A 26,109-nucleotide genomic window follows, 5' to 3' on the forward strand; every position below is an offset into this window, starting at 1 on the left:
GCACGTCAGCCCCGGTCGCGGTCGCCGCGGTCGCCCGCGGTGTCGCCCTCGGCGCGCGGCGCACGGGCGTCCGGCCCCGGCGCCTGACCGTCAGCCGCAGCGGCGAAGGCCGGGTCCTCGGCCTCGTGGCCGCGGAGCGCGGCCGCGTCGGCCGCGGCCACGTCGGCCTGGCGCATCGCCCGCTCGGACGGCATCCGCTTCTGGCGCGGGTCGAACGCGTCGCGCAGGCCGTCGCCGATGAAGTTGATGCACAGCGCGATCACGATGATGAACGCACCGGGCCACCAGAACAGCCAGGGCCGCGTCTGGAACGCCTCCTGGTTGAGGCTGATGATGAGGCCGAGCGACGTGTCAGGCGGCTGCACGCCGAACCCGAGGAACGACAGGCCGGTCTCCGCCAGGATCGCGCCGGCCATCAGCAGCGTCGTGTTGACGATGATGACGCCCATGGCGTTCGGCAGGATGTGCTTGAAGATGATGCGGCCGTTCGAGGCGCCGGCCACGCGGGCCGCGTCGACGAACTCGCGCTCGCGGAGCGAGAGGAACTCGCCGCGCACGAGTCGAGCGAGGCCCGTCCACGAGAACAGGCCGAGCACGATCGCGAGCACGAAGGCGCCGAGCTTGCCGAAGGTCGAGCCGATCACGGCGCCGATCACGATGAACGGGATCGTGATGATCACGTCGGTGAAGCGCATGAGCACGGAGTCGACCCAGCCGCGGAAGAAGCCCGACAGCGCGCCGATGACGATGCCGATCGTCGCGCCGATGAGGCCGACGAGCACCATGATCATGAGCGACTGCTGCGTGCCGCGCATGACGAGCGCGAACAGGTCCTTGCCGATCGAGTCCTGGCCGAACGGGTGCTCCCACGAGGGGGTGCCGCCGTTGACCGGGCGCGGGTTCTGCGTCCAGTCCCATGCCCACCAGCCGGGGATGCGGACGGGGCCGGCCGAGATGCCGACGGACGTGAACGCCAGGATGATGATGAGCGCGAGCACGATCATCGACGTGACGGCGCCCCAGTGCCGGAAGAAGCGCTTCCGGACGATCTGGCCCTGGCTGAGGCCCTCGATCTCCTTGAGCTCGAGGTTGGCCTCGGCGTCGGTGACGTGCGGCTCGTTGGTCTGCGGGATGTTCGTGGTCATCAGCTCACCCGGATCCGGGGGTCGAGGGCCGCGTATGCGATGTCGGCCAGCATGTTGAACAGGAGCGCGAGCGCTCCGGTGACGAGGAAGAACGCCATCACCGGGTTGGGGTCGACCTGGTTGAGGCCGTTGATGAACATCGATCCCATGCCGGTCCAGCCGAACACGCGCTCGGTGATGACGGCGCCGCCGATGATGCCGGCGATGTCGAACGCCACGATCGTGGTGATCGGGATGAGCGCGTTGCGGAACGCGTGTCGCACGATGACGGTGCGCTCGGTGAGGCCCTTCGCCCGCGCGGTGCGGATGTAGTCCTGGTTGAGCACCTCGAGCAGGCTCGCGCGGGTGTACCGCGTGTAGCCGGCGAAGGAGATGACCATCAGCGCGATCGTCGGCAGCAGCAGGTGCGTGAACGCGTCGACGCCCTGCACGAAGAAGGACGACTGCGAGAAGCCCGGGTTGCTCGCGCCGATCGTGGCGATCGGGCGGCCGCGGATGTAGCCGGACTGCGAATAGGCCTGCCACAGCTGCATGTGCCGGTCGACGACCATGATCGCGCCGACGAGGAACGCCGTCCAGCCGCCGATCTTCATGTTGACGGACTTGTTGTCGCCGCCGAAGACCCAGCCGGCGCCGACGCCAACGAGGATCGTCACGACCGCGAGGCCGGCGAGGATCCAGAAGTTCATCGGCACGACCTGCGGGTTGAACAGGAAGTAGTTCACCGGGTAGTACAGCGCGATGCCGACCGCGGCGACGCCGAGGCCGATCATGAGCGAGCGGCGGTTCTTGATGCCGGCGAGGATCGCCGTGACGATGAGCGCCACCGAGAGCATGAGGAACGCGATCGCGAGCAGCGAGAAGTCGAGCCCGAAGAGGATGAAGCGGGGGTTCAGGAACCAGCCCGACATGCTCATGTAGCCGAGCACGAGGCCGCCGGCGAGCGTGCCGAGGGCGAAGGTGATCGCCTTGCGCTTCGGATCGCCGCCGAGCACCGACATCCAGAACAGGCCGGAGACGAGCGCGACGACCACGATCACCCACCAGTCGATCTGCGCGCCGGTCTGCAGCCAGTCGTTCGCGCCGATGGCGAGGAACTGCTTGAGCAGCACCGCGAACCAGAAGATCGGCAGCGAGAAGAAGAGGAAGGAGATGAACGTCACGCCGTAGTCGTACGAGGAGTACTGGCGCAGCGCCGTCGTGATGCCGATGACGATGCCGAGGATGATGGCGACGATCGTGGCGATGGTCACGAGGCGGAGGGTCTGGTCCATCGAGTTCAGGAGCACGTTGAGCACGGGCTGCTGCTGGATGGTCATGCCGAAGTCGCACTGGCCGATGAAGCATCCGCCGATGCCCCCGAGCCAGATGAAGTAGCGCAGCGGCGGCGGCACGTCGAGGTGCAGCAGTCGGATGCGGGCTTCGATGAGCTGCGCTGTCTGCGGGGTCTGGACGCCGCGGAGATCCTCGAGCGGGTCGCCTGAGAAGGCCACCATGTTGTACATGAGGAAAGTCGCGGCGAGCAGGATGAGCACTGCCGCGATCAGGCGCCTGACGATGAATGTCGCCACCGGTTCGCCTCCTTGAGTTCCGGTCTACGGGTGGATCCGAGATCGCTGATCGAGCGAGTCGGAAGAGTTCATGCGAGAGGCGCCGGGCCAGGTGGTCCGGCGCCTCTCTGCCTGAAGCCACATCACACTAGCAGTGGATGGGACTGGAGGCGGGTGTGGTGGATCAGCCCTCCGAGGCGTTCGTCTCGGTCGGCGTCCAGTCCCAGACGTTCCAGAAGATCGTCGGGGCGAGCGGCGACGAGTCGATGCCCGTGATGCGGTCGGAGAACGCGGTGACCTCCGGGAACTGGAAGATGGTGATGCCGAACGCGTCCTCGACGAGGATGCGGTCGATCTCCATCAGCAGCTCCATCTGGCGCTCGGTGTCAACGGTGGTGTTGAGCTCCTGCACGACAGCGTCCATCTCCTCGTTGGAGTAGTAGGACAGGTTGTTGATGCCGCCGGTCTCGAAGTTCGGACCGACCGAGGCGACGCCGAGCGAGGTCGACTGCCATCCGAAGAGCGACGCGTCGTACGCACCGGGAGCGCCGAGGAGGCCACCCCACTCGGGCGACGAGCAGTCGGTCACGGTCCAGCCGGCCTCAGCAGCCGACTCGCGGATGAGCTCGAACTCCGACACGCGACGAGGGTTCGTCGAGGCGAACAGGAGGCAGACCTCGGTGCCCTCCTCCAGGCCGGCCTGCTCGCGCAGCGCCGTGGCCTGCTCGATGTCGACCTCGGAGTACATGTCGAGGATGCCCGAGTTCTCGACCGACTCGTCGTAGCCCTCGGCGCCCGGGACGAACACGGCCGAGTTGCGGACCGTGGCCTCCGGGTTCAGCGGGATGATGAGGCGGTCGATGATCTCCTGGCGCGGGATCGTCAGCAGGAACGACTGGCGAGCCTCGAGCGTCTCGAAGACGCCCGGGTTCTTCGACTGGTCGAACTGCAGGTCGATGTGCTCGTACGTCGCACCCTCGCCGTAGCTGACCGTGATGCCCTCGGTGCCCTCGAGGGCAGCGCGGACGTCAGGCGTGGCCTGCGGCTGGATGATGTCGACGTCGCCGTTCTGGAGCGCCGTCACCGCCGCCATGGCGTCGGTGATGAAGCGGACCGTGATGGTCTCGACCTGCGGCTGGTGGTCGCCGACGTAGTTCTCGTTGGCCTGCAGCGTGATGTACTGGTCGGCCACGAAGTCGCTGATGATGTACGGGCCGTTGGCCGTCAGCACCGACGTGTCGGAGGGCATCTCGGTGAAGTTGAAGCCCGTGTTCCAGTAGGAGGCGAGCTGCGCGATGACGCCCATGTCCTCGTTCTGGATGGCGTCGATGACGGCCTGCTTGGCCTCCGTCGGGTCCTCGATGCCGAGCGCGTTCATCGCGATGACGTGCGCGGGCAGGCCGGCGCCGAACGCGAGCTCCCAGTCGACGTAGAAGTCGGAGTACGTCATGAGGATGCCGCGGCCGTCCTCGTTGATCTCCGGCGTCTCCTGCACGAGGCCGAGGCCCGACGTGGGCGTGGCGCCCGAGTCGAAGAAGACCGTGCCCTCGGGGAACTCGGTGGTGAACTCACCGGTCTCCGGGTCCTGGTACTCCTCCGGAGCGAAGTCCTCCGTGTTGAACGCGCCCGAGATGGCTGCCCAGTTGAGCAGCATATCGGCGGCGTCGACGGGAACCTCGTCGCTCCACTGGACGCCCTCGTTGATCGTGTACTGGACCTGCAGCGGGTCCTCCGACACGAGCTCGTACGAGCCGAAGGAGGTGTCCTGCTGGAGCTCGGGGGTGTTGTCGTAGAAGTTGAACCCCGAGTAGGTCATGTAGTTGATGTTGTTGTTCGCGGTGGCGTTGCCGAACGACGTGTTGCCGTTCGCTGAGTAGAACGGCTGGTTCCACGCTGCCGTGATGGACGTGCCCTCGACGATCTCCGCTCCTGGCGCCGTAGTCGGCGTGCAAGCGGAGAGGACGAGCGCGCCCGTCGCGAGCAGCACGCCGCCCGCAGCGAATCGCTTGATCCTCAATGTTCCTCCTGTGCAAGGTGAGCGCGCGGCCAGACAGCCGCTGTGCTCTGGATGAGTGCCACTGTAGGCCCGAGAGCGAGCCCGATCGGGCGCGGCAACCGGATCGTTACCAAGTCGGTGCAGAACCGTGATCGAATGCGCCGCCGCCGATCTCGCGCAACAGATGTGCACAGGGGCCCCGATCGGCGCGCAGAAGTCGCGGCCCTACCCTGGAGCCGTGACCGAGCCCATCCGCCTCGAACCCGTCCGCGAGCACGCCCCCTCGCAGCGCCGCCTGTGGTGGGAGCTGGCGATCGTGCTGCTGCTGTCGCTCGGCGCCAGCGCGCTCTGGTCGGTGCTGCAGTTCCTCGACGTCTCGACGCGCGCGACGCCCATCGGCGAGCAGCAGGTGGCCCTCAACCCGGCGCGCTCCGACCGCGCGTGGCTCGACCTCTCGTACCAGCTCACCGGCATCGCGCTCGACCTCGTGCCGGTGGCGCTCGTGTGCTGGCTGCTCTGGCGCTCGCGCCGGCCGCACCTGGGCGCGCTCGGCATCGACGCGACCCGGCCGGTGCGCGACACCCTCTCGGGCGCGGCCCTCGTGCTCGTGATCGGCATCCCCGGCCTCGCCCTCTACCTCGCGGGGCGGGCGATGGGGCTCACCGTCGACGTCGTGCCGTCGCCGCTCGACGCGCAGTGGTTCACCGTGCCCGTGCTGCTGCTGTCGGCGCTGCGCGCCGGCCTCACCGAGGAGGTGATCGTGATCGGCTACGCCTTCGAGCGGCTGCGGCGGCTCGGGTGGGGCGCGGGCAGGCTCGGCGCCTGGCCGATCATCGTCGCCGCTGCGGCGCTGCGGGGCGTCTACCACCTCTACCAGGGCGTGCCCGCGCTCTTCGGGAACGTCGCGATGGGCGTGCTCTTCGGCTGGCTCTACGCCCGCACCGGCAGGCTCGTGCCGCTCATCGTCGCCCACACGCTCATCGACGTGGCCGTCTTCATCGGCTACCCGTGGGCGTACGGCGCGTTCCCGCAGCTGTTCGCGCGGTAGCCGCCGGGCCGAGCCGTCTCAGGGTGCGGGCGTGGCGCTCTCGAGGCTCCACTCCCACGCGTTCCAGGTGAGGGATGCGGGGGCCGGGCGGGGCGCGACGCCCTGGAGTCCCGCGGCGCTCACGGTGAGGCGGATCGGCTCGGCGATCGGAAGCGCGAGCGCGTCGGCGACGAGCGACGTCTCGACCTCGAGCAGCGTCTGCTCGAGCGCGTCGGGGTCGGCCGTGGAGAGCGCCTCGTCGAGCAGCGCCTCGCGCGCGGGGCTCTCGGCGCCCGTGATGCCGCCGCCGCGCCAGCGGTCGGCGACCGCCTCGGCGTCGGCGGGCGCCGCGACGACGCGCAGCACCGCGTGCCAGTCGTCCCCCGCGAGCCCGGCGGCGAGGTCGTCGACGCCGCAGTCGCGCACCTGCCAGCCGGCCTCGGCCGCCTGCGCGGCCATGGCAGGGAGCGCGGCCGCCGCGAACGCATCCGACCGGTCGTAGCGCACGCACACCTCGGTGCCTGCGGGGATGCCGAGCCGGTCGCGCTCGGCGGCGGCGGCCTCGGGCTCGGCGCCGCCGAAGGCCTGCGGCAGGCCCGCGTCCTCGAGCGCGTACTCGTAGACGCGGGTGCCGGGGCGGAACAGCAGCGCGTCGACGCGGTCGGCCTCCTCGGCGCGCTCCCCCAGCGCCGCCTCGACGAGCGCCTGCCGGTCGATCGACTGCAGCAGCGAGCGGCGCGCCTCGGCCGAGCGCAGCGGCGCGCGGTCGGCGCGCAGCGCGAGCTCCCAGCGGAGCCCGCTCGCGCCGGCGATGAGCGTCGCGTCGTCGCGCTCGAGGTCGCGGATGGTCGTGCGGTCGCCGTCGGCCGGCTGCACCGCGGCCACGTCGAGCGCGCCGGAGACGAGCCCCTGCAGCGCCGCCGCGTCGTCGGCGACGTCGTGCAGCACGAGCCGCTCGATCTGCGGCAGCTGGGCGCCCACGTACCGGTCGTTCGCGACGAGCTCGACGCGGCCGTCGCGCAGCTGCTCGAGGCGGTACGGGCCGCTCGCCACGAGCGCGCCGGACGCGGGGTCGGCTGCGCTGATCGGCAGCCCGGCGCTCCAGGCCTCGGCGATCGGCGCGAGCGCGAGCGGGTCGGCGCGGTCGATCGCGTCGAGCACGCGCTGCTTCGCCTCCATCGGGTCGGCGATGCCGAGCACCTGCTGCCCGAGCACGTGGGCCGGCACCGCGACCTCGAGCGCCTCGCGCCAGTCGGGCACCGGCTGCGCGAACGCGACGTCGATCGCGCGCCCCCAGTCGTCGCGCACCGGCGCCTCCACCGCGTGCACGAGCCCGCCGGGATCGGCGACGTCGAACCACACCGCGTCCTCCGGCAGGTCGAGGCGGCCGTCCTCGCCCCGCAGCGACGCGAGGTCGAGGTCGGGCGTCGACAGCGCGTTCGACGACGCGGCCCACGCGAGCGCGAGATCGGCGGCGTCGATCGGCACGCCGTCGGACCAGCGCACCCCGTCGGCCAGGTCGTAGCGCACGGTGAAGGGCGCCTCGGAGACCACGGTCGCGGTGCCGAAGGAGGGGTCCTCGCGCAGCTCGCCGTCGGCGCCGACCGTCGCGAACGCCGCGCGCGTCAGCGCGGCGACGTCGCGGTTGCCGGCGGTCGCGGCCGGCACGCTCGCCGCGCTCGCCGCCGTGAGCTCGCCCTCCCACGCCACGTCGACGCTCGAGCCGGGCACGACGCGCGCCTCGACCTGCGGACCGCACGCGCTCAGCGCCATCGCGACGACCGCCGCCCCGGCCACCGCGGACGCGGTACGGGCGGCGATCGAGCGACGGCCGCGGAGCATCAGGCGAACGCCTCCACCGGCGGGCAGCTGCAGACGATGTTGCGGTCGCCGTAGGCCTGGTCGACGCGCGCGACCGGCGGCCAGTACTTCGCCCGCTCGACGCCCGCGACGGGGAAGACCGCCTGCTCGCGCGTGTACGGGCGGTCCCAGTCGCCATGCACGATCGAGCCCGCCGTGTGCGGCGCGCGCCGCAGCGCGCTCTCGGCCAGCGGCGTCTCGCCGCGACCGATCGCATCCGCCTCGGCCTTGATCGCGATCATCGCGTCGACGAAGCGGTCGAGCTCGCCGAGGTCCTCCGACTCCGTCGGCTCGACCATGAGCGTGCCCGCGACGGGGAACGACATCGTCGGCGCGTGGAAGCCGTAGTCGACGAGCCGCTTGGCGACGTCGTCGTTCGAGACGCCGGTCGCCTCCTTGAGCGGCCGCAGGTCGAGGATGCACTCGTGCGCCACGAGGCCGTGCTCGCCCGTGTAGAGCACCGGGAAGTGCTCGCGCAGGCGCGCGGCGACGTAGTTGGCCGCGAGCACCGCGCTCGCGGTCGCCTTCGTCAGCCCTTCGAGCCCCATCATGCGCACGTACGCCCACGAGATCGGCAGGATCGACGCGGAGCCCCACGGCGCCGACGAGATCGGGTTGGCACCGACGCGCAGGCCGTCGATGAGCTCGGACTCCTCGCGCGGGTCGCGCGGCAGGAAGGGCGCGAGGTGCGCCTTCGCCGCCACGGGGCCGACGCCCGGGCCGCCGCCGCCGTGCGGGATGCAGAACGTCTTGTGCAGGTTGAGGTGCGAGACGTCGCCGCCCATGTCGCCGAAGGTGGCGTGGCCGAGCAGCGCGTTGAGGTTGGCGCCGTCGATGTAGACCTGCCCGCCGGCCTCGTGCACGAGGTCGGTCACGCGCCGGATCTCGGACTCGTAGACGCCGTGCGTCGACGGGTACGTGACCATGAGCGCCGCGAGCTGCCCCGCGTGGGTGCCGATCTTGGCCTCGAGATCGGCCACGTCGACGTCGCCGTTCTGGCTCGTCGCCACGACCACGACGCGCATGCCCGCCAGCACGGCGCTCGCCGCGTTGGTGCCGTGCGCCGAGGCGGGGATGAGCACGACGTCGCGGTGCCGGTCGCCGCGCGAGTCGTGGTACCCGCGGATGGCCATGAGCCCCGCGAGCTCGCCCTGCGCGCCCGCGTTCGGCTGCAGCGAGACGGTGTCGTAGCCGGTGATGCGCGCGAGCCAGTCGCCCAGCTGGTCGATGAGCGCGAGCGAGCCCTCGGCGTCCTCGAGCGGCGCGTAGGGGTGCAGCTGCGAGAACTCGGGCCACGTGATGGCCTCCATCTCGGCCGCGGCGTTGAGCTTCATCGTGCAGGAGCCGAGCGGGATCATGCCGCGGTCGAGCGCGTAGTCGCGATCGGCGAGCCGCTTCGCGTAGCGCATGAGCTGCGTCTCGGAGCGGTGCGCGTGGAAGACCTCGTGCGTCATGAAGTCGCTGCGGCGGGCGAGCGTCGACGGGATCGCGCGCTCCCCCTCGCCCGCGTCGGCGAGGCCGAGCGCGGGCAGCAGCACGTCGAGCAGCACGCCCGTGCCCTCCTCGGCCCACGTCTCGTCGAACGAGACGTGCAGCACGTCGTCGTCGACCGCGTGCACGAGGATGCCGGCCTCGGCCGCCGCCGACCGCAGCTCGGCCGCCCGGCCGGGCACGCGCATCCGCACCGTGTCGAAGAACGCGTCGTGCACGATCTCGACGCCGGCCTCGCGGGCAGCGCGCGCGAAGCGGGTCGCGACCGCGTGGACGCCCTCGGCGATCGCGCGGATGCCGTCGGGGCCGTGGTAGACGCCGTACATCGACGCCATGACGGCCAGCAGCACCTGCGCGGTGCAGATGTTGCTCGTGGCCTTCTCGCGGCGGATGTGCTGCTCGCGGGTCTGGAGCGTGAGCCGGTAGGCGGGGTAGCCGTCGGCGTCGACGGAGACGCCCACGAGCCGGCCCGGCATCTGGCGGGTGAGCGACTCGGCGACGGCCATGAAGCCCGCGTGCGGCCCACCGAAGCCCATCGGCACGCCGAAGCGCTGCGAGGAGCCGACGACGATGCGGGCGCCCTGGCTGCCGGGCGCCTCGATGAGCGCGAGCGACAGCAGGTCGGCGGCCGCCACCGGCACGCCGCCCATCTCGGTCGCCGCGGCGAAGGCGCCGCTCGCGTCCCAGACGCGGCCGGATGCGCCGGGCAGCTGGGCGATGAGGCCGAAGGCGTCGGGCAGGTCGGCCGGGTCGGTCTCGGCGAGCGGCAGCTCGACGAGCTCGATGCCGGTCGCGTGCGCGCGGTGGCGCAGCAGCGCCTTCGACTGCGGCAGCAGGTCGGAGTCGACGACGAAGACCGACGACGACGCCTTCGAGGCGCGGCGCGCGAGCAGCATCGCCTCGACGACCGCGGTGCCCTCGTCGAGCATCGACGCGTTGGCGATGTCGAGTCCCGCGAGGTCGGCGACCATCGTCTGGAAGTTGATGAGCGCCTCGAGGCGGCCCTGGCTGATCTCGGGCTGGTACGGCGTGTAGGCGGTGTACCAGGAGGGGTTCTCGAGGATGAGGCGCTTGATGGGCGGCGGCGTGACGGTGCCGTGGTAGCCGAGGCCGATCGCGCTGTGGCGCACCCGGTTGCGGGCGGCGAGGGCGCGCAGCTCGGCGAGCGCCTTCGTCTCGGTGGCGGCCTCGCCGATGCCCGTGCCGGCGCTGCGGATGCCCGCGGGCACGGCGGCGTCCATGAGCGCCTCGAGCGACTCGAAGCCGACGGCCGAGAGCATGCGCTCCTCGGCCGCCGCATCGATGCCGATGTGGCGGTCGACGAACGGGCGCATCAGGCGGTGAGCTCGCGGTAGGCGGCCTCGTCCAGCAGCTCGGGCTCCTCCGAGAAGCGCACCTTGACGAGCCAGCCGGCACCCTCGGCGGCGGAGTTCACGAGCGTCGGGTCGCCCGCGACCTCGTCGTTGACCTCGAGCACCTCGCCGGCGGCGGGGGCGAGCAGCTCGCCCACCGACTTCGTCGACTCGATCTCGCCGATCGCCTCGCCGGCGGCGAAGCTGCGGCCCACGCCCGGCAGGTCGACGAACACGACGTCGCCGAGCGCGGCCTGCGCGTAGTCGGTGATGCCGATCGTGGCGGTGTCGCCCTCGACGCGGATCCACTCGTGGTCTGCGGTGTACTTGGTCTCGCTCATGCTCGGGCCTCTCGGGTGTAGAACGGCAGCGCGGTGACGGACGCCGGCAGCTGCGTGCCCCGGACGTCGACGGACAGGGAGTCGGAGGTCGCCGAGCCCGGCTCGACGAGGGCCATCGCGATCGGGTGGCCGAGCGTCGGCGACAGCGCGCCGCTCGTGACCGAGCCGACGACGCGGTCGCCGTCGAGCACCGGGTAGCCGGCGCGGGGCGCTCGTCGGCCCTCGGCCGTGAGGCCGACGAGCACGGGCGCGTCGGCCGCGGGGCCGGCTTCGACGGCGGCGCGGCCCACGAAGTCGCCCTTCGTCTTGAGCGCGACGACCCGGCCGAGGCCGACCTGCGCGGGCAGCACGTCGAGCGACAGCTCGTGGCCGTAGAGGGGCATGCCCGCCTCGAGCCGGAGCGTGTCGCGCGCGGCGAGACCGCAGCGGGCGAGCCCGTGGCCCTCCCCCGCGAGCTCGATGGCGCGCCAGAGGTCCTCCGCGGCGTGCGCGGCGATGTACAGCTCGAAGCCGTCCTCGCCGGTGTAGCCGGTGCGGGCGACGAGCACGTCCTCGCCCTCGAAGACGGCCGGCAGGCTGCGGTAGTAGCGCAGCCCGTCGAGCGGCTCGGACTCCAGGCCGATCGCACCGACGATCGCCGCTGCGGCCGGGCCCTGCACGGCGATGAGCGCGGTCTGCTCGGTCTCGTCGACGACCGTCGCGTCGAAGCCCGCGGCGCGCTCGGTCAGCGCGTCGAGCGCGGCGTGGCGGTTGGATGCGTTGGCGACGACGAGGAACTCGGCGTCGCCGGTGCGGTACACGATGAGGTCGTCGACGATGCCGCCGTGCTCGGCGAGCAGCAGCGAGTACTTCGCCTGCCACAGCTCGAGCGCCGAGAGGCGGCCGGCGAGCGCGTGGTCGAGCATCGCGCCCGCGTCGGGGCCGCTCACGCGCAGCTCGGCCATGTGGCTGAGGTCGAACAGGCCCGCGCGCTCGCGCACCGCCTGGTGCTCGGCGAGGTCGGAGCCGTAGCGCACCGGCATCTGCCAGCCGGCGAAGTCGATCAGCTGGGCGCCGGCCGCCTCGTGCACGGCGAGCAGCGGCGTCACCGGGGCCGTGCGATCGATGGATCCCTGCGCGGTCATGAGTCCTCCTGTGGTCTGGACTCCCCCACTGTCGCCGATCGTCTCGAACGGCTCCAGTGTGGCCTTCCCGTGCGGTTCGAGGACCTGAGAGTTTGGCGGGGAGGCTTGCTCCTTCGGTGCCCCCGGAGGGGCTCTCCCGCACGGGCGTGCAGCGGCCGGCTGTGCTGTCGGTGCGATCCTACCGGGTCTCGTCGTCGCGGCCGCGACCCGCGTCCTCCACCAGCAGGTCGCGGCGGAACTGCCCCGTGCGGTACGCCGCCCTGCCCATCATCTGCGTCGCGACCGGCGCGGTCACCAGCTGCAGGCCGCACGCGAGGGCGAGGAGCGCCGAGGCGGCGCCGTCGCGCAGGATGAGCGACAGCCCGACGCACAGCAGCAGGAACCCGAGCGTCTGCGGCTTCGACGCCGCGTGCATCCGGTTGAGCACGTCGGGCAGCCGCACGAGCCCGATCGCGGCAGTGAGCGCGAGCGCCGCGCCGAGCAGGATCAGCACGCCGCCGACGACGTCGAGCACGGGCTCCCAGCTCATCGCGGGCCCCCGTCCTCGTCCTTCGGCGCATCGCCCTCGAGCCCGCTCGCCGAGGCCGGACCGGTGCCGACGACGCCCTCCCTGCCGGCGACGAACCGCGCCATCGACACCGTGCCCGCGAAGGCGAGCAGCGACAGCACCAGGATCACGGCGATCGTGTGCGGATGGCGGTTGATCGCGGCCTCGACGACGAGCGCGCCCGCGACCACGGCGATGAGCACGTCGGTCGCGACGACCCGGTCGCTCGGCCCCGGCCCGCGCACGATCCGCACGAGCGTGAGCACCGCGGCCGCGAACAGCATGAGCCCCGCGACGATGAGCACGGCATCCATCAGTCCTCCTCCAGCAGCGCGCGGTCCTCGGGGGTGCCGAAGGCGAGCAGCACGGTCGCCTCGGTCGAGCGCACGCGCTCGCGCGCGTGCGCGATCGCCGCCTCGGAGCCCGCGTCGAACACGTGCACGAGCAGCTCGCCGTCGCGCGCGTCGATCGCGACCGAGCCGGGCACGAGCGTCACGAGCTCCGCGGTGATGGCGGTGATGAACTCGGAGTCGCTGCGCAGGCGCACCAGGATGATCGCGTTGCGGGTGGGCCGCCAGAACGCCAGCACCTTCGCGGCCACCTGGAACGAGGAGACGAGCAGGCCCCACATCGTCACGACCACGAGCCGCAGGAAGCCGAGCGGGCGGAACGACTCGAGCTCCGGCACGTCGGGCAGCGGGAACAGCACCTGGATCAGGAGCGCGATCGCGACCCCCCAGAGCGCCGCGCCGAGCGACAGGTCGCCCCACAGCAGCATCCAGATGAGGGCGAGGCCGATCGTCGCGAAGACCGAGACGCGGGTGCGCAGCTCCGGGCGGCTCATGGTGTCGCCTCCTCGACCGCGAGCTGGTAGGCGCCCCCGCGGATGTCGACCGACGCGCGCTGCGCGTAGTCGGTGAGCGGCCCGGCGAGCGCGGTGAGCGAGACGGTGATGAGCACGAGCGCCGTCGACGCGAAGACCCACACGCGCGGGAGCACGCGCAGCGAGTGCACGCGGTCGTCGTCCTCGCCGCGGTCCTGCCAGAACGCGCGCTGCCACACCCGCACGACCGCCAGCAGCGTGAGCAGGCTCGTCGCGACGCCCGCGACCACGGCCGCGACCGCGAGCGGCGTCGGCACCTCGAGCGCCGCATCCATGAGCGCCACCTTGCCGAGGAAGCCGGAGAACGGCGGGATGCCGCCCAGGTTCAGCGCCGGGATCAGGTAGAGCGCCGCGAGCAGCGGCACCGAGGCGAGCCCGCCGAGGCGAGCGAGGCTCGTCGAGCCGCCCACGCGCTCGATGAGCCCGACGACGATGAAGAGCGCCGTCTGCACGAGGATGTGGTGCACGATGTAGAAGATCGCGCCTGCGAGCCCCGCCTCGGTGCCGAGCGCGACGCCCAGCAGCATGTACCCGATGTGGCTCACGAGCGTGAACGACAGCAGTCGCTTGATCTCGCCCTGCGCGAGCGCGCCGAGGATGCCGAGCACGAGCGTGAGGATGGCGACCGCGAGCAGCAGCTCGGTGAGCGGGCTGTGCGGGAACAGCAGCGTCTGCAGCCGGATGATCGCGAAGACGCCGACCTTGGTGAGCAGGCCCGCGAAGACCGCGGTGACGCTCGCGGGTGCCGTCGGGTAGGAGTCGGGCAGCCACGACTGCAGCGGGAAGATGGCGGCCTTGATGCCGAAGACGACGAGCAGCAGCAGCTGGATGACGAGCTGCAGGCCCGGGTCGAGGGCCGCGAGCCGCTCGGGCAGCTGCGCGAACGACACGGTGCCGGTGGCCGCGTAGACGATCGCGATCGCCAGCAGGAAGAGCGTCGACGACAGCAGGCTCACCGTCACGTACGTCGACCCTGCGCGCACGCGCTCCTTCGTCGCGCCGAGCATGATCAGCACGTACGAGGAGAACAGCAGCATCTCGAAGCCGACGAAGAGGTTGAACAGGTCGCCGGCCAGGAACGCGTGCGAGACGCCCGCCGTGAGCACGAGGAAGGTCGGGTGGAAGACCGAGACCGGCGCCCCGTCGGCGCTGTCGGCGATGTCGCGGCGGGACGGGAAGATCACGACGATCGCGGTGACGATGCTCGACACGAGCACGAGCAGCGACGACAGCCGGTCGGCGACGAGCACGATGCCGAGCCCTTCCGGCCAGGCCCCGACCCACAGCACGATCGGCCCCTGCGCATCCGCCCCGAGGCACAGGATGAGCGCGAGCACCGCGACGAGGCCGAGCGTCGTGCCCGAGACGATGCGCTGCAGCGCGGGCCGCCGCGCGAGCGTCAGCGTGATGCCGGCCGCGAGCAGCGGCAGCAGCACGGGGATGGGGACGAGGTTCGCGAGATCCATCAGCGCGCGTCCCCCGCCCGGCCGCCGGACTCGGTGTCGGGCTGCGCCTCGGGCGTGAGCTCGGCGTAGGCCTCGCTCGAGAGGTCGGCCTCGGCGCGGCGGCGCACGATGGCGTCCTCGACGTCGTCGGCGACCTCGTCGTGGCCCTCGAGCTGGAACGAGCGGTACGACATCGCGAGCAGCAGCGCGCTCGCCGCGAGCGTGATCACGATCGCCGTGAGCACCATCGCCTGGGGCAGCGGGTCGGCGATCTGCTCCGGGTCCTGGCCGACGATCGGGGCGAGGCCCGCGGGGCCCGCGGCCACGAGGAAGAGCAGGTTGACGCCGTTGGAGGCGAGCATGAGGCCGGCGAGGATGCGCATGAGGCTGCGCTCGAGCAGCAGGTAGACGCCCGCGGCGATGAGCGCGCCGCCCGCGACGGCGAGGATGAGCGTGGGGGTCATCGTGCGACCTCCCGGCCGGGCAGGGAGCGGTCGGAGCGCCAGGCTGGGCGGGGCGCGAGGTCCTGCTCGCCGTGCAGGTCGATGCCGGCGCCGAGGGAGCGGACGAAGTCGAGCATCGCGCCGATCACGATGAGCCACACGCCGATGTCGAAGAAGAGCGTCGTGACGAGCTTCTGGTCGCCGAGCAGCGGCAGCGTCGCCTCGATCGCGTACGACTCGCCGATCCGGCCGCCGATGAGGATGGGCCAGACCACGCTCGCGATCACGACCGCCATGCCGCCGCCGAGCAGCTTGCCCGCGTCGAACGGCACAGCCTCGGTGAGCTCCTCGCGTCCGCCGGCGAGGTAGCGCACCGCGAGCGCGATGCCCGCGACGAGCCCGCCCGCGAAGCCGCCGCCGGGCTCGTTGTGGCCCACCGCCAGCAGGTAGATGGAGACGAGCATCATGATCGGGAACAGCAGGCGCGTGATCATCTCGAGCACCGGCGAGTCCATGGACGCGTCGCCGAAGGAGCCCGCGAGGAAGCCGCGGCTGCGCGACGCCTTCGACGGCTGCCGCAGCACGCCCGAGCCGCCCGCGACCGGGCGCCGCACGAAGATGAGGCTCGCGACGCCCGTCGCGGCGGCCAGCAGCACCGACACCTCGCCGAGCGTGTCCCACGCGCGGATGTCGACGAGCGTGACGTTGACGATGTTGGAGCCGTGCCCGAAGTCGTACGCCCACTCGTAGAACGCGGCGGAGCTGGGCGTCGCCGTGCGCGCCTGCAGGGCCGCGAGCGCCGCGAGCGCCGCGAACGTGCCGACCGCGATGCCGAGCAGCGCCCGCAGGTAGCGGGCGGCGCGCAGCGGCCGGTCGGTGAAGTACTTCGGCAGGCGCCGGAGGACCAGCACCAGGATGACGAGGAACACCGTCTCGCTGAGCGCCTGCGTGAGCGCGAGGTCGGGCGCGCCGTGCAGGAGGAACATGAACGCGACGCCGTAGCCGACGACCGACAGCAGCATGAAGGCCTTGAGGCGCCCGCGTGTCGTGGTGGCGAAGACGGCGGCGACGACGATCACGATCGCGGTGCCGACCTGCCCGAGCGTGTCGTAGGCGCGCAGGTCGGCGGTGAGGGCGCCCGCGAGCAGCAGCGCGACGCCGGGACCCGCGACGACGACGAGCAGGATGGTCGTCAGGTGCAGCGGCAGCGAGCCCGACTGCAGGCGGCCGGTGACCTCGACCGCGAGGCGGTCGAGCCCGCGCATGCTCGCGTGGTAGCCGCGCTCGAACGGGTCCTGGCCGTGGGGCGCGCGGCGCCGGCCGCCGAGCGCGACGTGCAGCCCGGCGCCCGCGAGCCACGCGAGCGCCGACGCGCCGAGCGCCGGGGTGAGGCCGTGCCAGAGCGCGAGATGGGGTGCATCCTCCCCCGCGGGCACCGTCGCGGCGTGCGGCAGCAGCGCCGCGGAGATCGCGTCGCCGGCGAAGCCGAGCGCGAGCCCCAGGAGCGCGAGCGCCACGGGCGCCGCGACGAGCATCGGCGAGCGCTTCGCGACCTCGGCGCCGGGGCGGCCGAAGAAGACGCCGACGATGAGGCGCAGCGAGTAGGCGACGGTGAGCGCCGCACCGGCCGCGATGCCGACGAAGGCGACCCAGCCGATCGCGACGAGGGAGCCCTCGGCGTCGGCGAGCGCGGCGTCGAGCGCGGCCTCCTTGCCGAGGAAGCCGATCATCGGCGGGATGCCTGCCATCGACGCAGCCGCGAGGATCGCGGCCCCGGCCGCCACGGGCATCCGCCTCCCCAGCCCGCCGAGCTCGCGCAGGTCGCGCGTGCCGGTGCCGCGGTCGACGACGCCGACGACCATGAACAGCGCCGCCTTGAAGACGGCGTGGGCGGCGAGCAGCGCGAGGCCCGCCTGCATCGACGCCTGCGTGCCGATGCCGAGCACGGTCACGAGCAGGCCGAGCTGGCTGACAGTGCCGTGCGCGAGCAGCACCTTGATGTCGAGCTGCCGCATCGCCCGCACCGCCCCGAGCAGCATCGTCGCGATGCCGAGCGTCACGAGCCCCCAGCGCCACCAGGGCAGCTCGACGAACGCGGGGGTGAGCGCCGCGATGAGGAAGATGCCCGCCTTGACCATCGCCGCGGCGTGGAGGAACGCCGACACGGGGGTGGGCGCCGCCATCGCGCCCGGCAGCCAGTACTGGAAGGGCACGATCGCCGACTTCGACAGCGCGCCGACGAGCATGAGCGCGGCCGCCCACGCCGCGGCGGCGGTGCGCGGCGGGTCGGCGAGGGTCGCCGCGAGCGAGAACGTGCCGGTCTCCGCCTCGAGCAGCATGATGCCCGTGAGCATCGTGAGGCCGCCGACGGTCGTGACGATGAGCGCCGTCTGCGCGGCCCGGCGGTTGCTCGACGAGCGGTGGTTGAGGCCGACGAGCAGGTAGCTGAAGATCGTCGTGAGCTCCCACCCGATCGTCAGCACGATGAGGTCGTCGGCGAGCACGAGGAGCAGCATCGAGGCGGCGAAGCCGGTGAGCAGGCCCACGGTGCGCGCCGCGAGCGTGCGCGACTCGAAGTACCACGCGCAGTAGACGAAGATGAGGCCGCCGACGCCGAGCACGACCATCGCGAGCAGCCACTGGAGCGCGCCGAGCCGCAGGTCGATCGCGATGCCGAGCGAGGGCATCCACTCCACCCGCTCCTGCAGCACCGCACCGGCCGCGACGGCCGGGCCCTGCAGGCCGAACCAGACGGCGGCGGCGACGCTCGCGGCGGCGGGCAGCAGGAACACCCAGCGGCCCATGCGGCTGCTGAGGGCGCTCGCGACGACGCCGAGAACGGCGAGTGTCGTCACAGTGAGCAGCACGTGGTGCAGTCCCTCTCGAGCGCGCGGGCAGGGGCTTGGATCCAGCCTATCGGCGCGCGCCTGTGCGACGCGACGTCGGCGGCCGCACGTAGCGTGGGTGCATGCGGCTGCTCCACACCTCCGACTGGCACGTCGGGCGCACGTTCCACGGGGCCGACACGCTCGACGCGCTCGCGGATGCGCTGGGCGCGATCGCGGGCATCGTCCGCGACCGCGGGGTCGACGCCGTGCTCGTCGCGGGCGACGTCTACGACTCGGCGATGCCCGCCGGCCGGCACGTCGAGGCGCTGACGCGCGCGCTCGGCGAGATCCGCGCCGCGGGGGCCGAGATCGTGCTCGCGAGCGGCAACCACGACTCCGCCGCGCGGCTGGGCGCCAACGCCGGCTTCGCCCGAGCGGGCGGCCTGCACCTGAGCACCCTCGCGCTCGACCCCGAGTCGTGGCGCGTCGAGCTCGCCGACGAGCACGGGCCGGTGCACGTCTTCGCGGTGCCGTACCTCGAGCCGGTGGCGCTGCGCTCGTCGCTGCCCGAGGCCGGGATCGCGAGCCAGGACGACGCGATCGCGTGGGCGATGGCGGCCGTGCGCGCGTCGCTCGCCGAGTCGCCCGCGCGCTCGGTCGTGCTCGCCCACTGCTTCGCCGCGGGCGTCGCCGAGCCGGAGGACGACGCCCCGCGCGACATCACCGCGGGCGGCCTCGACGTCGTGCCCGCCTCGCGCTTCGAGGGCGTCGACTACGTCGCGCTCGGCCACCTGCACTCGCGGCAGGAGCTCTCCCGCTCGGTGCGCTACTCCGGCGCCCCGCTCCACTACTCCTTCAAGGAGCGCTCGCCGCTGCGCGGCGGCTGGCTCGTCGACCTCGACGCCGACGGCCTCGCCGAGGTCGAGTGGGTCGACCTGCCGGTGCCGCGGCAGCTCACGACGATCGAGGGCGAGCTCGACGCGCTGCTCTCGGATGCGCGCCTCGAGGGCACCGAGGAGCACTGGATCCGGGCCCGGCTCACCGATCGCGTGCGGCCGATGGACGCGATGCGCCGCCTCCGCGCCCGCTGGCCGCACGCGGCCGAGGTCCAGTGGCTCGGCGGCGACGACCTGCCCGCGATCGAGGTGCGCGCGCGGCTCGCGCGCCGCTCCGAGGCGGAGGTCGTCGGCGACTTCCTCGAGCACGTGCGCGCCGGGGCGGGCGCGACCGACGCCGAGGCCGAGCTCGTGCGCGACGGCCTCGCGCGCGCGGTCGCCGCGGAGTCCGCGCAGTGAGGCTCCTGCGGCTGGAGCTCGCCGGGTTCGGCCCGTACCGCGACCGGTTCGAGATCGACTTCGCGTCGTTCGACGCCGACGGCCTCTACCTCATCGCGGGCCCGACGGGCGCGGGCAAGTCGACGATCCTCGACGCCATCACGTACGCGCTCTACGGCGGCGCCCCGCGCTACGCGAAGGGCGCCGCGCACCTGCGGAGCGACCTCGCCGGCCCCGCCGACCTCACCTGGGTCGAGCTCGAGGTCGCGGTCGGCGACCGCATCCTGCGAGTGCGTCGCACGCCCGAGTACGAGCGGCCCAAGCTGCGGGGCACGGGGCTCACGAAGGAGCGGGCGACGGCGACGCTGTGGGAGCGCGACGGCGACGGCTGGCGCACCCTCGCGACGAGCGTCGACGACGCGAGCGCCGAGGTCGTGCGGAGCCTGGGCCTGCGCAAGGACGAGTTCCTCAAGGTCATCCTGCTCGCGCAGGGCGGGTTCGCCGAGTTCCTCGCGGCCTCGAGCGACGAGCGCAAGGCGCTGCTCGAGCGGCTCTTCGGCACCGGCAGCATGCGTCGGCTCCGCGAGCTGCTCGTGGCCGACGCGAAGGCGATCACGGCCGAGCGCGAGGCGCTCGAGCGCGAGCGCGACGAGCGCGCCGCCCGCGTGCGCGACGCGGCTGCGTCGCTGCTGGCCGACGACGAGGAGGCGCTGCCCGACGGCGCCGACCAGGCGGCGCTCGCCGCGCTCGAGGCGGCGATCGACGAGCGCGTCGCGCAGTCGGCCGAGGTCGCGGCGGGCGCCGGAGCGGCCGAGCGCGAGGCGCGGGCGGCGCGCGACGAGGCGAAGGCGCTCCTCGAGCGCATCGCACGGCGCGACTCGGCGCTGACGGCGCTCGCCGGGCTCGCCGAGGCCGCCGCGGCGATCGACGACGACCGCGAGCGGCTCGCCGACGCCGATCGCGCCGCCGGGGTCGCCGCGGAGCTCGACCGCTGGGCGCGCGCCGACGCCGGCGTCGAGCGCTCGATCGCCGAGCTCGATGCAGCGACCGCCGCGCTCCCCGCCGGCGTCGCGGGCGAGCGCCCGATCGTCGAGGCCGAGCACGAGGCCGCGGTGCGCGTCGCGTCCCGCGCGACCGAGACGCGAGCGCTCGAGGCGTCGCTGCCGGGGCTCGACCGCCAGGCGACGGCGGCCGAGGAAGCGGCTGCGCAGGCACAGGCGGCGGTCGACGCGGCGAAGCGGCGCCGCGCCGACGCGCCGGCCGCGCGCCGGCTGCTGAGCGACGCGCGCGAGGCCGCGACCGCCCTCGCCGCGGGCGCCGACGCGGCAGCCCGGCAGGTCGACGCCGCCCTCGAGCGGCTCGAGGCGCGCGACGCCGCCGACGCGCTCGCCGAGCCGCTCGCCGCCGCTCGGGCGGAGGCGGTGCGGAGCGCCGCAGCGCAGCACACCGCGGCCGACGAGCTGCACCGGCTGCAGGCCGCGCGCATCGACGGCATGGCGGGCGAGCTCGCGAGCGAGCTCGCAGACGGCGCGCCGTGCCCCGTGTGCGGCTCGACCGAGCACCCCGCGCCGCACGCGCCGGCGAGCGAGGCGGTCACGGCCGACGACGTCGCCGCCGCGATCGAGCGGAGCCAGCGCGCGCTCGCCGGCGCGAGCGCGGCGCACGAGGCGCTCGCCGCGCTCGAGCAGCGGCTCGCGGCCGCCGAGGCCCGCGCGGGGGACGACGATCGGGCGTCGCTCGAGCGCGCGCTCGAGGAGGCGCGGGCCGCGGTGCGCGTCGCCGCCGACGCCGCGCTCGAGCGCGACGAGGCCGAGCGGCAGCTCGCCGAGCACGATGCGGCCGCCGAGCGCCTCGACGCCGAGGTCGCCGAGGTCGAGCTGGCTGCTGCCGCGAGCGCCGCCGAGGCGGCGACCGCGTGCGCCCGACGGGACGACGCGCGCGACCGACTCGCGGAGGAGCTCGGAGAGCATCCCGACGCCCGCGCGCTGCTCGCCGCCGCGACCGGTCGGCGCGATGCGCTGCGCCGCTGGCTCGACGCCGACGCGCACGCCGGCGCGGCCCGCGCCGAGCAGCACGCGGCCGCGAGCGCGGGGGCAGCGGCGCTCGCCGAGCACGCGCTGCCCGATCGCGAGGCGACGGCCGGGATGCGGCTCGAGCCCGCCGCGAGGAAGGCGCTGCTCGCGCGCATCACGACCCACGACGCGGCCGTCGCGAGCGCGCGCGGCGTGCTCGCGCAGCCCGACCTCGACGGCCTCGGCGAGCCGCCGGAGCTCGAGCCGCTCGAGGCGGCGCTCGGTGAGGCGAGCGCGGTCGCCGCGCGCGCGAACCGGGCGGCAGCGGCCGCCGAGACGACCCGCGACCTCGCCGCCGCCGACCTCGCCGCCGCGAGGGAAGCCATCCGCTCCCTCGCCGAGGGTGCCGAACACGCCGACGCCGTGCGCGGGCTCGCCCGTGCCCTCGACGGCAGGAACGAGCGCGCGCAGGACATCGAGACCTACGTGCTCGCGACGCGCCTCGCGACCATCATCGACGCGGCGAACCTGCGCCTCGCGGCGATGACGGACGGCCGGTTCACGCTCGTGCTCGACGAGGCGCGCGCCTCGCACGGCCGCGCGAGCGGGCTCGGCATCGCGGTGCTCGACGCGCACACGGGCCTCGCCCGCCCCACCCGGTCGCTCTCCGGCGGCGAGACCTTCCTCGCCTCGCTCTCCCTCGCGCTCGGCCTCGCCGACGTCGTGCAGGCGGAAGCCGGCGGGGTGTCGCTCGAGACCCTCTTCGTCGACGAGGGCTTCGGGTCGCTCGACCAGGACACGCTCGAGGCGGCGATGGCGACCCTCGACGAGCTGCGCGCGGGCGGTCGCACCGTGGGCGTCATCAGCCACGTGCAGCAGATGCAGGAGCGCATCCCGTCGCGCATCCGAGTGGTGCCGCTGCCCGGCGGCGGCAGCCGCATCGAGGTGTCGCCGCCGAGCGCTCAGGGCATCGCGGAGCCCGCTCGGTAGGCTCCCCGGCATGCACGACTCCGACGAGCGACCGCAGCACGGCCGACTGCTCGACATCGGCACCCTCGAGGCGTTCGACCGCTTCGCCGCCCGGGCGCACAGCATGTACGGCTGGCGCATCCAGGACGTCGACCTGCGCGAGCGCGGCGACGTGCTCGCGCGGCTCGACGGCTACGGCGCGCTCGTGCTCGGCTCCGACCTCCCCGAGGGCGCGCAGGAGCGCCTCACCGGGCAGGGGGCGCTCGTCTTCGACGACGTGCCCGAGGTGCCGTTCAACGCCTACCGGTCGACGCTCTACTCCCCCGACGACCTCGTCGACGGCCTTGAGCACGGCTACGCCGAGAGCTTCGACGCCCGCGTCTACGCGTGGTCGCGCACGCGCCACCACGACATCGCGCACACCCTCGCCGCGGCGCTCCACGACCACTCCATCGACGACGCGCTCACAGAGTGGGTGCAGGGCAGGGCGATCGTCGGCATCATGGGCGGCCACGCCCTGGCGCGCGACTCCGAGGCCTACCGGCAGGCCGCGCACCTCGCGCACGGGCTCGCCCGCGCCGGCCGCATCGTCGCCACCGGTGGCGGGCCGGGTGCGATGGAGGCCGGCAACCTCGGCGCCCGCGCGGTCGCCCTCTCGCCCGCCGAGCTCGACGAGGCGATCGACGAGCTCGCGGCCGTGCCGTCGTTCCACGGCTCCATCCCCGAGTGGATCGCCTCCGCCCGTCGCGTGGCCGAGCGCGTCGGCGACGGCGTCTCGCTCGGCATCCCGACCTGGCACTACGGCCACGAGCCGCCCAACTCGTTCGCCACCTCCATCGCGAAGTACTTCCAGAACTCCGTGCGCGAGGACATCCTGCTGCGCGTCGCGAACGCCGGCATCGTGGTGCTGCCCGGCAGCGGCGGCACGGTGCAGGAGATCTTCCAGGACGCGTGCGAGAACTCCTACGCCGAGGAGGGCGCGTGGGCGCCGCTCGTGCTGCTGGGCGAGCGCTACTGGACCGAGCAGCTGCCCGCCTGGCCGCTGCTGCAGGCGGTCATGCGCGGCAAGCCGGGCGAGGCCGGCATCGCGCTCGTCGACGACGTGGCGGATGCCGTGGCCGCGATCGCGGCGTTCGATCCGGCCCCGGGGTCGGCGGCCATGCACCGCCCGGCACCCGAGGACCGGCGGTAGGCCCCAGCCGCCCGAATCGCTCCGGGCGCGCACTCAGCAACGGGTGCGAGGATGCACGGAGAGGCCCGGAGTGGCCGCGAGGAGGCATCATGACCGACATCCAGGACCCGCTGCGGGGCCGCACCGAGCCGACGCCGCCGTCGACCACGATCGCCGAGTTCGACACGTACGAGGAGGCGCAGGCCCTCGTCGACCGCTTGAGCGACGCGCAGTTCCCCGTGCAGCACGTGCGCATCGTCGGCACCGGGCTCACCACGGTCGAGCAGGTGCTCGGCCGCATGACCTACGGCCGCGCCGCGCTCTCGGGCGCGCTCGGCGGCGCCTGGTTCGGCCTCTTCATCGGCCTGCTCTTCGGCCTGATCATCGCCGACTCGTGGGCGTGGGTGATCTGGGCCGTGCTCATGGGCGCCGCGTTCGGCATGATCGCGGCCGTCGTGCAGCACGCCATGACCGGCGGCAAGCGCGACTTCACGAGCATCCGCGGCCTGCAGGCCGAGCGCTACGGGGTGCAGGTCACGAACGAGCACGCCGCCGAGGCGGTGCGCGTCATGGGGCGGGCTCCGCAGGCACCGACCGCGCCGCCGGCTCCGCAGGCGTAGCCGCCGCAGGCTCGGGCCCCGCGGGCAGCGGACCCGTCGCCGGGTCGCGGTGGTCGGGCTCGGCGGGCACCGCGTCGGCGGGCTTCCGCAGCCAGAGCGTGGCGATCACGCCCAACACCCACAGCGCCGCGGCGCCCGTGAACGCGATGCGCGCGCCCTCGAGCAGCGCGTCGCCGCGCGCGACGCCCTCGGCGACGAGCTGCGCCTGCCGGGTCGCCATGATCGTCACGAACGCGGCCGTGCCCGCGGCGCCCGCGACCTGCTGCACGGTGCCGACCACCGCCGAGCCGTGCCCGTACAGGTGGTGCGGCAGCGAGCCGAGCGACACGGTGAATAGCGGCGGGAACGTGAACGCGAAGCCGAGGCTCAGCACCATCTGCATGAGCAGCACGACCCACCACGGCGTCGTCACCTGCAGCTGCGAGTAGAGCACGAGCGCGGTGAGCACGACGAGCGCGCCGGGGATCACGAGCGGGCGCGGCCCCCACCGGTCGTAGAGGTTGCCCACGACGGGGCCGAGCAGGCCCGTGAGCAGCGCGCCCGGCAGCGTGATGAGGCCGACCTGCAGCGGCTCGAGCCCGAGCGCGTCCTGCAGGATGAGCGGCAGCAGGATGAGCGTGCCGAACATCGCCGCCATCGCGATCATCATGACGACGACGGATGCGGTGAAGAGCGGGTGGCGGAACGTGCGCAGGTCGAGCAGGGCCGCGTCGCTGCGCTGCAGGCGCACCTGGCGGAGCACGAACGCCACGAGGCCGACGACCCCGACGCCGAGCGCCACCGGCAGCTGCCAGGCAGGCAGGCCCTCCGCGCCCATGAGCGAGAGCCCGTAGACGAGGCCGCCGAAGCCCAGCGCCGCGAGCGGGATGGAGAGCACGTCGAGGCGCGGGGGCGTCTGCGCGTCGCCGCGGCGCAGGGTGCGCCAGCCGACGAGCAGCATGACGACGGCGAGCGGCGCGACGCCGAGGAAGATCCAGCGCCACGAGGCGATCTGCAGGATCGCGCCTGAGAGCGTCGGGCCGAGCGCGGGCGCGACCGACATGACGAGCGAGATGGTGCCCATGAACGCGCCGCGGCGGGCGGGCGGCACGAGCTGCATCACGGTGGTCATGAGGAGCGGGAAGACGATCGCGGTGCCGGAGGCCTGCACGACGCGGCCGAGCAGCAGCAGCGCGAACGACGGCGCGATGCCGGCGATGAGCGTGCCGAGCACGAACGAGCCCATCGCCGCGATGTAGAGCGTGCGGGTCGAGAAGCGGGCCATGAGCCAGCCGGTCGTGGGGATGACGACGGCCATCGTGAGCATGAACGCGGTGGTGAGCCACTGCGCGGCGCGCTCGTCGATGCCGAGCTGGGGATCCTCGACGAGGGCCGAGATGGCGACGTTCATCGCCGTCTCGTTGAGGATCACGACGAAGGCCGAGACGAGGAGGGTGGCGATGATGATCGCCCCGCCGGGGGCGAGGCGATCGGATGCGGCGCGTGCCGGGCGCGTGTCGCTGCTGCCGGCGGGTTCGGTGTGGGTCTGCATGGTGCTCCGTCATGGCAACGCGAACCCGGCCGGAGCATTCCCGCGGGGTTCGCGTCGCTGCGTGGGAAGTCGGAGGGCCGGTCAGGCCGGTGGGCCCTCCATGTGGAAGAAGTCGATGATGTGGCCGTCGGGATCCGTGAGCTGGCCGCCGTACATGCCCCACTCGTTCTCCTCGACCGGCTTGGAGAGCGTACCGCCCGCCGCCGCGCCGGCGGCGCCGAACGCGTCGACCTCCTCGCGGCTGCCGAGCAGCATCGCGAGCAGGTTCTCGAGGGAGCCGCGCGGGGCGCGCTGCTGGTCGCCGACGAGGAACCCGTCGAAGCGGTCGCGCTCGAGCAGCATGATCGCGACCTCGTCGCTGACCGTCATGCAGCTCGTCGTCTCGTCGCTGAAGTCGGGGTTGCGCGTGAAGCCGAGCGCCTCGTAGAACGCCGTCGACCGCGCGATCTCCTCGACCGCGTAGTTGGGGAACACCATCCGGACCGCCATGGTCGCTCCTG

General features: G+C 73.3%; 20 protein-coding genes and 1 riboswitch. Of the genes, 5 read left to right on the top strand and 15 right to left on the bottom strand.

Going from position 1 to position 26,109, the window contains the following annotated elements; genetic code table 11:
• Positions 1-5 precede the first annotated feature (5 nt).
• From MU522_RS00645 to MU522_RS00655, 3 genes are all read right to left on the bottom strand, one after another.
• Positions 6-1,145, bottom strand: coding sequence for an ABC transporter permease (locus MU522_RS00645; protein WP_128189798.1), 1,140 nt, complete (start codon positions 1,143-1,145; stop codon positions 6-8).
• A complete protein-coding gene (locus MU522_RS00650) occupies positions 1,145-2,716 on the bottom strand; it encodes an ABC transporter permease (protein ID WP_246991746.1) in 1,572 nt (523 codons plus the stop codon). The genes MU522_RS00645 and MU522_RS00650 overlap by 1 nt, the downstream gene beginning before the upstream one ends.
• Positions 2,717-2,879: 163 nt before the next feature.
• Complete coding sequence (locus tag MU522_RS00655; protein ID WP_225792760.1) at positions 2,880-4,712, bottom strand: ABC transporter family substrate-binding protein; 1,833 nt, start codon at positions 4,710-4,712, stop codon at positions 2,880-2,882.
• A 217-nt stretch (positions 4,713-4,929) separates the two neighbouring features.
• Here MU522_RS00655 and MU522_RS00660 point away from each other — a divergent pair, with 217 nt between their 5' ends.
• Positions 4,930-5,739 carry a CPBP family intramembrane glutamic endopeptidase gene (locus MU522_RS00660; protein WP_246991748.1) on the top strand — a complete coding sequence of 270 codons (810 nt, stop codon included), beginning with the start codon at positions 4,930-4,932 and terminating at the stop codon, positions 5,737-5,739.
• An 18-nt stretch (positions 5,740-5,757) separates the two neighbouring features.
• Here MU522_RS00660 and MU522_RS00665 read toward each other — a convergent pair whose 3' ends face one another.
• The 10 genes from MU522_RS00665 to MU522_RS00710 form a co-directional block, all read right to left on the bottom strand.
• On the bottom strand, positions 5,758-7,560 hold the full coding sequence (locus tag MU522_RS00665; protein ID WP_246991750.1) for an ABC transporter substrate-binding protein: 1,803 nt from the start codon (positions 7,558-7,560) through the stop codon (positions 5,758-5,760).
• The gene (gcvP, locus tag MU522_RS00670) at positions 7,560-10,403 is read right to left on the bottom strand and encodes an aminomethyl-transferring glycine dehydrogenase (RefSeq protein WP_246991752.1); all 2,844 of its coding nucleotides are present in this window, start codon (positions 10,401-10,403) and stop codon (positions 7,560-7,562) included. The genes MU522_RS00665 and gcvP overlap by 1 nt, the downstream gene beginning before the upstream one ends.
• On the bottom strand, positions 10,403-10,762 hold the full coding sequence (gene gcvH, locus MU522_RS00675; RefSeq protein WP_146356661.1) for a glycine cleavage system protein GcvH: 360 nt from the start codon (positions 10,760-10,762) through the stop codon (positions 10,403-10,405). Before gcvH ends, gcvP begins: the two co-directional genes overlap by 1 nt.
• On the bottom strand, positions 10,759-11,886 hold the full coding sequence (gcvT, locus tag MU522_RS00680; RefSeq protein ID WP_246991755.1) for a glycine cleavage system aminomethyltransferase GcvT: 1,128 nt from the start codon (positions 11,884-11,886) through the stop codon (positions 10,759-10,761). The genes gcvH and gcvT overlap by 4 nt, the downstream gene beginning before the upstream one ends.
• A 62-nt stretch (positions 11,887-11,948) precedes the next feature.
• Positions 11,949-12,035, bottom strand: a riboswitch (glycine riboswitch).
• A gap of 29 nt (positions 12,036-12,064) precedes the next feature.
• Positions 12,065-12,415 (bottom strand): monovalent cation/H(+) antiporter subunit G, encoded by a 351-nt coding sequence (gene mnhG / locus MU522_RS00685; protein ID WP_246991757.1) that lies wholly within the window; start codon positions 12,413-12,415, stop codon positions 12,065-12,067.
• Positions 12,412-12,747, bottom strand: a complete 336-nt coding sequence (locus tag MU522_RS00690) for a monovalent cation/H+ antiporter complex subunit F (RefSeq protein ID WP_146356655.1) — start codon at positions 12,745-12,747, stop codon at positions 12,412-12,414. The genes mnhG and MU522_RS00690 overlap by 4 nt, the downstream gene beginning before the upstream one ends.
• Positions 12,747-13,277, bottom strand: coding sequence for a Na+/H+ antiporter subunit E (locus MU522_RS00695; protein WP_146356653.1), 531 nt, complete (start codon positions 13,275-13,277; stop codon positions 12,747-12,749). Before MU522_RS00695 ends, MU522_RS00690 begins: the two co-directional genes overlap by 1 nt.
• The gene (locus MU522_RS00700; protein WP_146356651.1) at positions 13,274-14,782 is read right to left on the bottom strand and encodes a Na+/H+ antiporter subunit D; all 1,509 of its coding nucleotides are present in this window, start codon (positions 14,780-14,782) and stop codon (positions 13,274-13,276) included. Before MU522_RS00700 ends, MU522_RS00695 begins: the two co-directional genes overlap by 4 nt.
• Positions 14,782-15,225, bottom strand: a complete 444-nt coding sequence (locus tag MU522_RS00705) for a Na(+)/H(+) antiporter subunit C (protein WP_246991759.1) — start codon at positions 15,223-15,225, stop codon at positions 14,782-14,784. The genes MU522_RS00700 and MU522_RS00705 overlap by 1 nt, the downstream gene beginning before the upstream one ends.
• Positions 15,222-18,059: a Na+/H+ antiporter subunit A gene (locus tag MU522_RS00710; RefSeq protein ID WP_246991761.1), complete on the bottom strand. Its 2,838-nt coding sequence runs from the start codon at positions 18,057-18,059 to the stop codon at positions 15,222-15,224. The genes MU522_RS00705 and MU522_RS00710 overlap by 4 nt, the downstream gene beginning before the upstream one ends.
• A gap of 113 nt (positions 18,060-18,172) precedes the next feature.
• Here MU522_RS00710 and MU522_RS00715 point away from each other — a divergent pair, with 113 nt between their 5' ends.
• From MU522_RS00715 to MU522_RS00730, 4 genes are all read left to right on the top strand, one after another.
• Positions 18,173-19,327 (top strand): exonuclease SbcCD subunit D, encoded by a 1,155-nt coding sequence (locus MU522_RS00715; protein WP_246991763.1) that lies wholly within the window; start codon positions 18,173-18,175, stop codon positions 19,325-19,327.
• On the top strand, positions 19,324-22,308 hold the full coding sequence (locus tag MU522_RS00720) for an AAA family ATPase (protein WP_246991765.1): 2,985 nt from the start codon (positions 19,324-19,326) through the stop codon (positions 22,306-22,308). The genes MU522_RS00715 and MU522_RS00720 overlap by 4 nt, the downstream gene beginning before the upstream one ends.
• 10 nt (positions 22,309-22,318) lie before the next feature.
• Positions 22,319-23,479, top strand: a complete 1,161-nt coding sequence (locus tag MU522_RS00725) for an LOG family protein (RefSeq protein WP_146356641.1) — start codon at positions 22,319-22,321, stop codon at positions 23,477-23,479.
• Positions 23,480-23,568: 89 nt separating this feature from the next.
• Complete coding sequence (locus MU522_RS00730) at positions 23,569-24,078, top strand: general stress protein (protein WP_128188884.1); 510 nt, start codon at positions 23,569-23,571, stop codon at positions 24,076-24,078.
• Here MU522_RS00730 and MU522_RS00735 read toward each other — a convergent pair.
• Positions 24,026-25,609 carry an MDR family MFS transporter gene (locus MU522_RS00735; RefSeq protein ID WP_246991767.1) on the bottom strand — a complete coding sequence of 528 codons (1,584 nt, stop codon included), beginning with the start codon at positions 25,607-25,609 and terminating at the stop codon, positions 24,026-24,028. The genes MU522_RS00730 and MU522_RS00735 overlap by 53 nt on opposite strands.
• An 81-nt stretch (positions 25,610-25,690) precedes the next feature.
• On the bottom strand, positions 25,691-26,098 hold the full coding sequence (locus tag MU522_RS00740; RefSeq protein ID WP_128188882.1) for a VOC family protein: 408 nt from the start codon (positions 26,096-26,098) through the stop codon (positions 25,691-25,693).
• Between the last annotated feature and the right edge of the window lie 11 nt (positions 26,099-26,109).

It is taken from the genome of Agrococcus sp. SCSIO52902, assembly GCF_022983135.1.
Classification (GTDB): Bacteria; Actinomycetota; Actinomycetes; order Actinomycetales; family Microbacteriaceae; genus Agrococcus; species Agrococcus sediminis.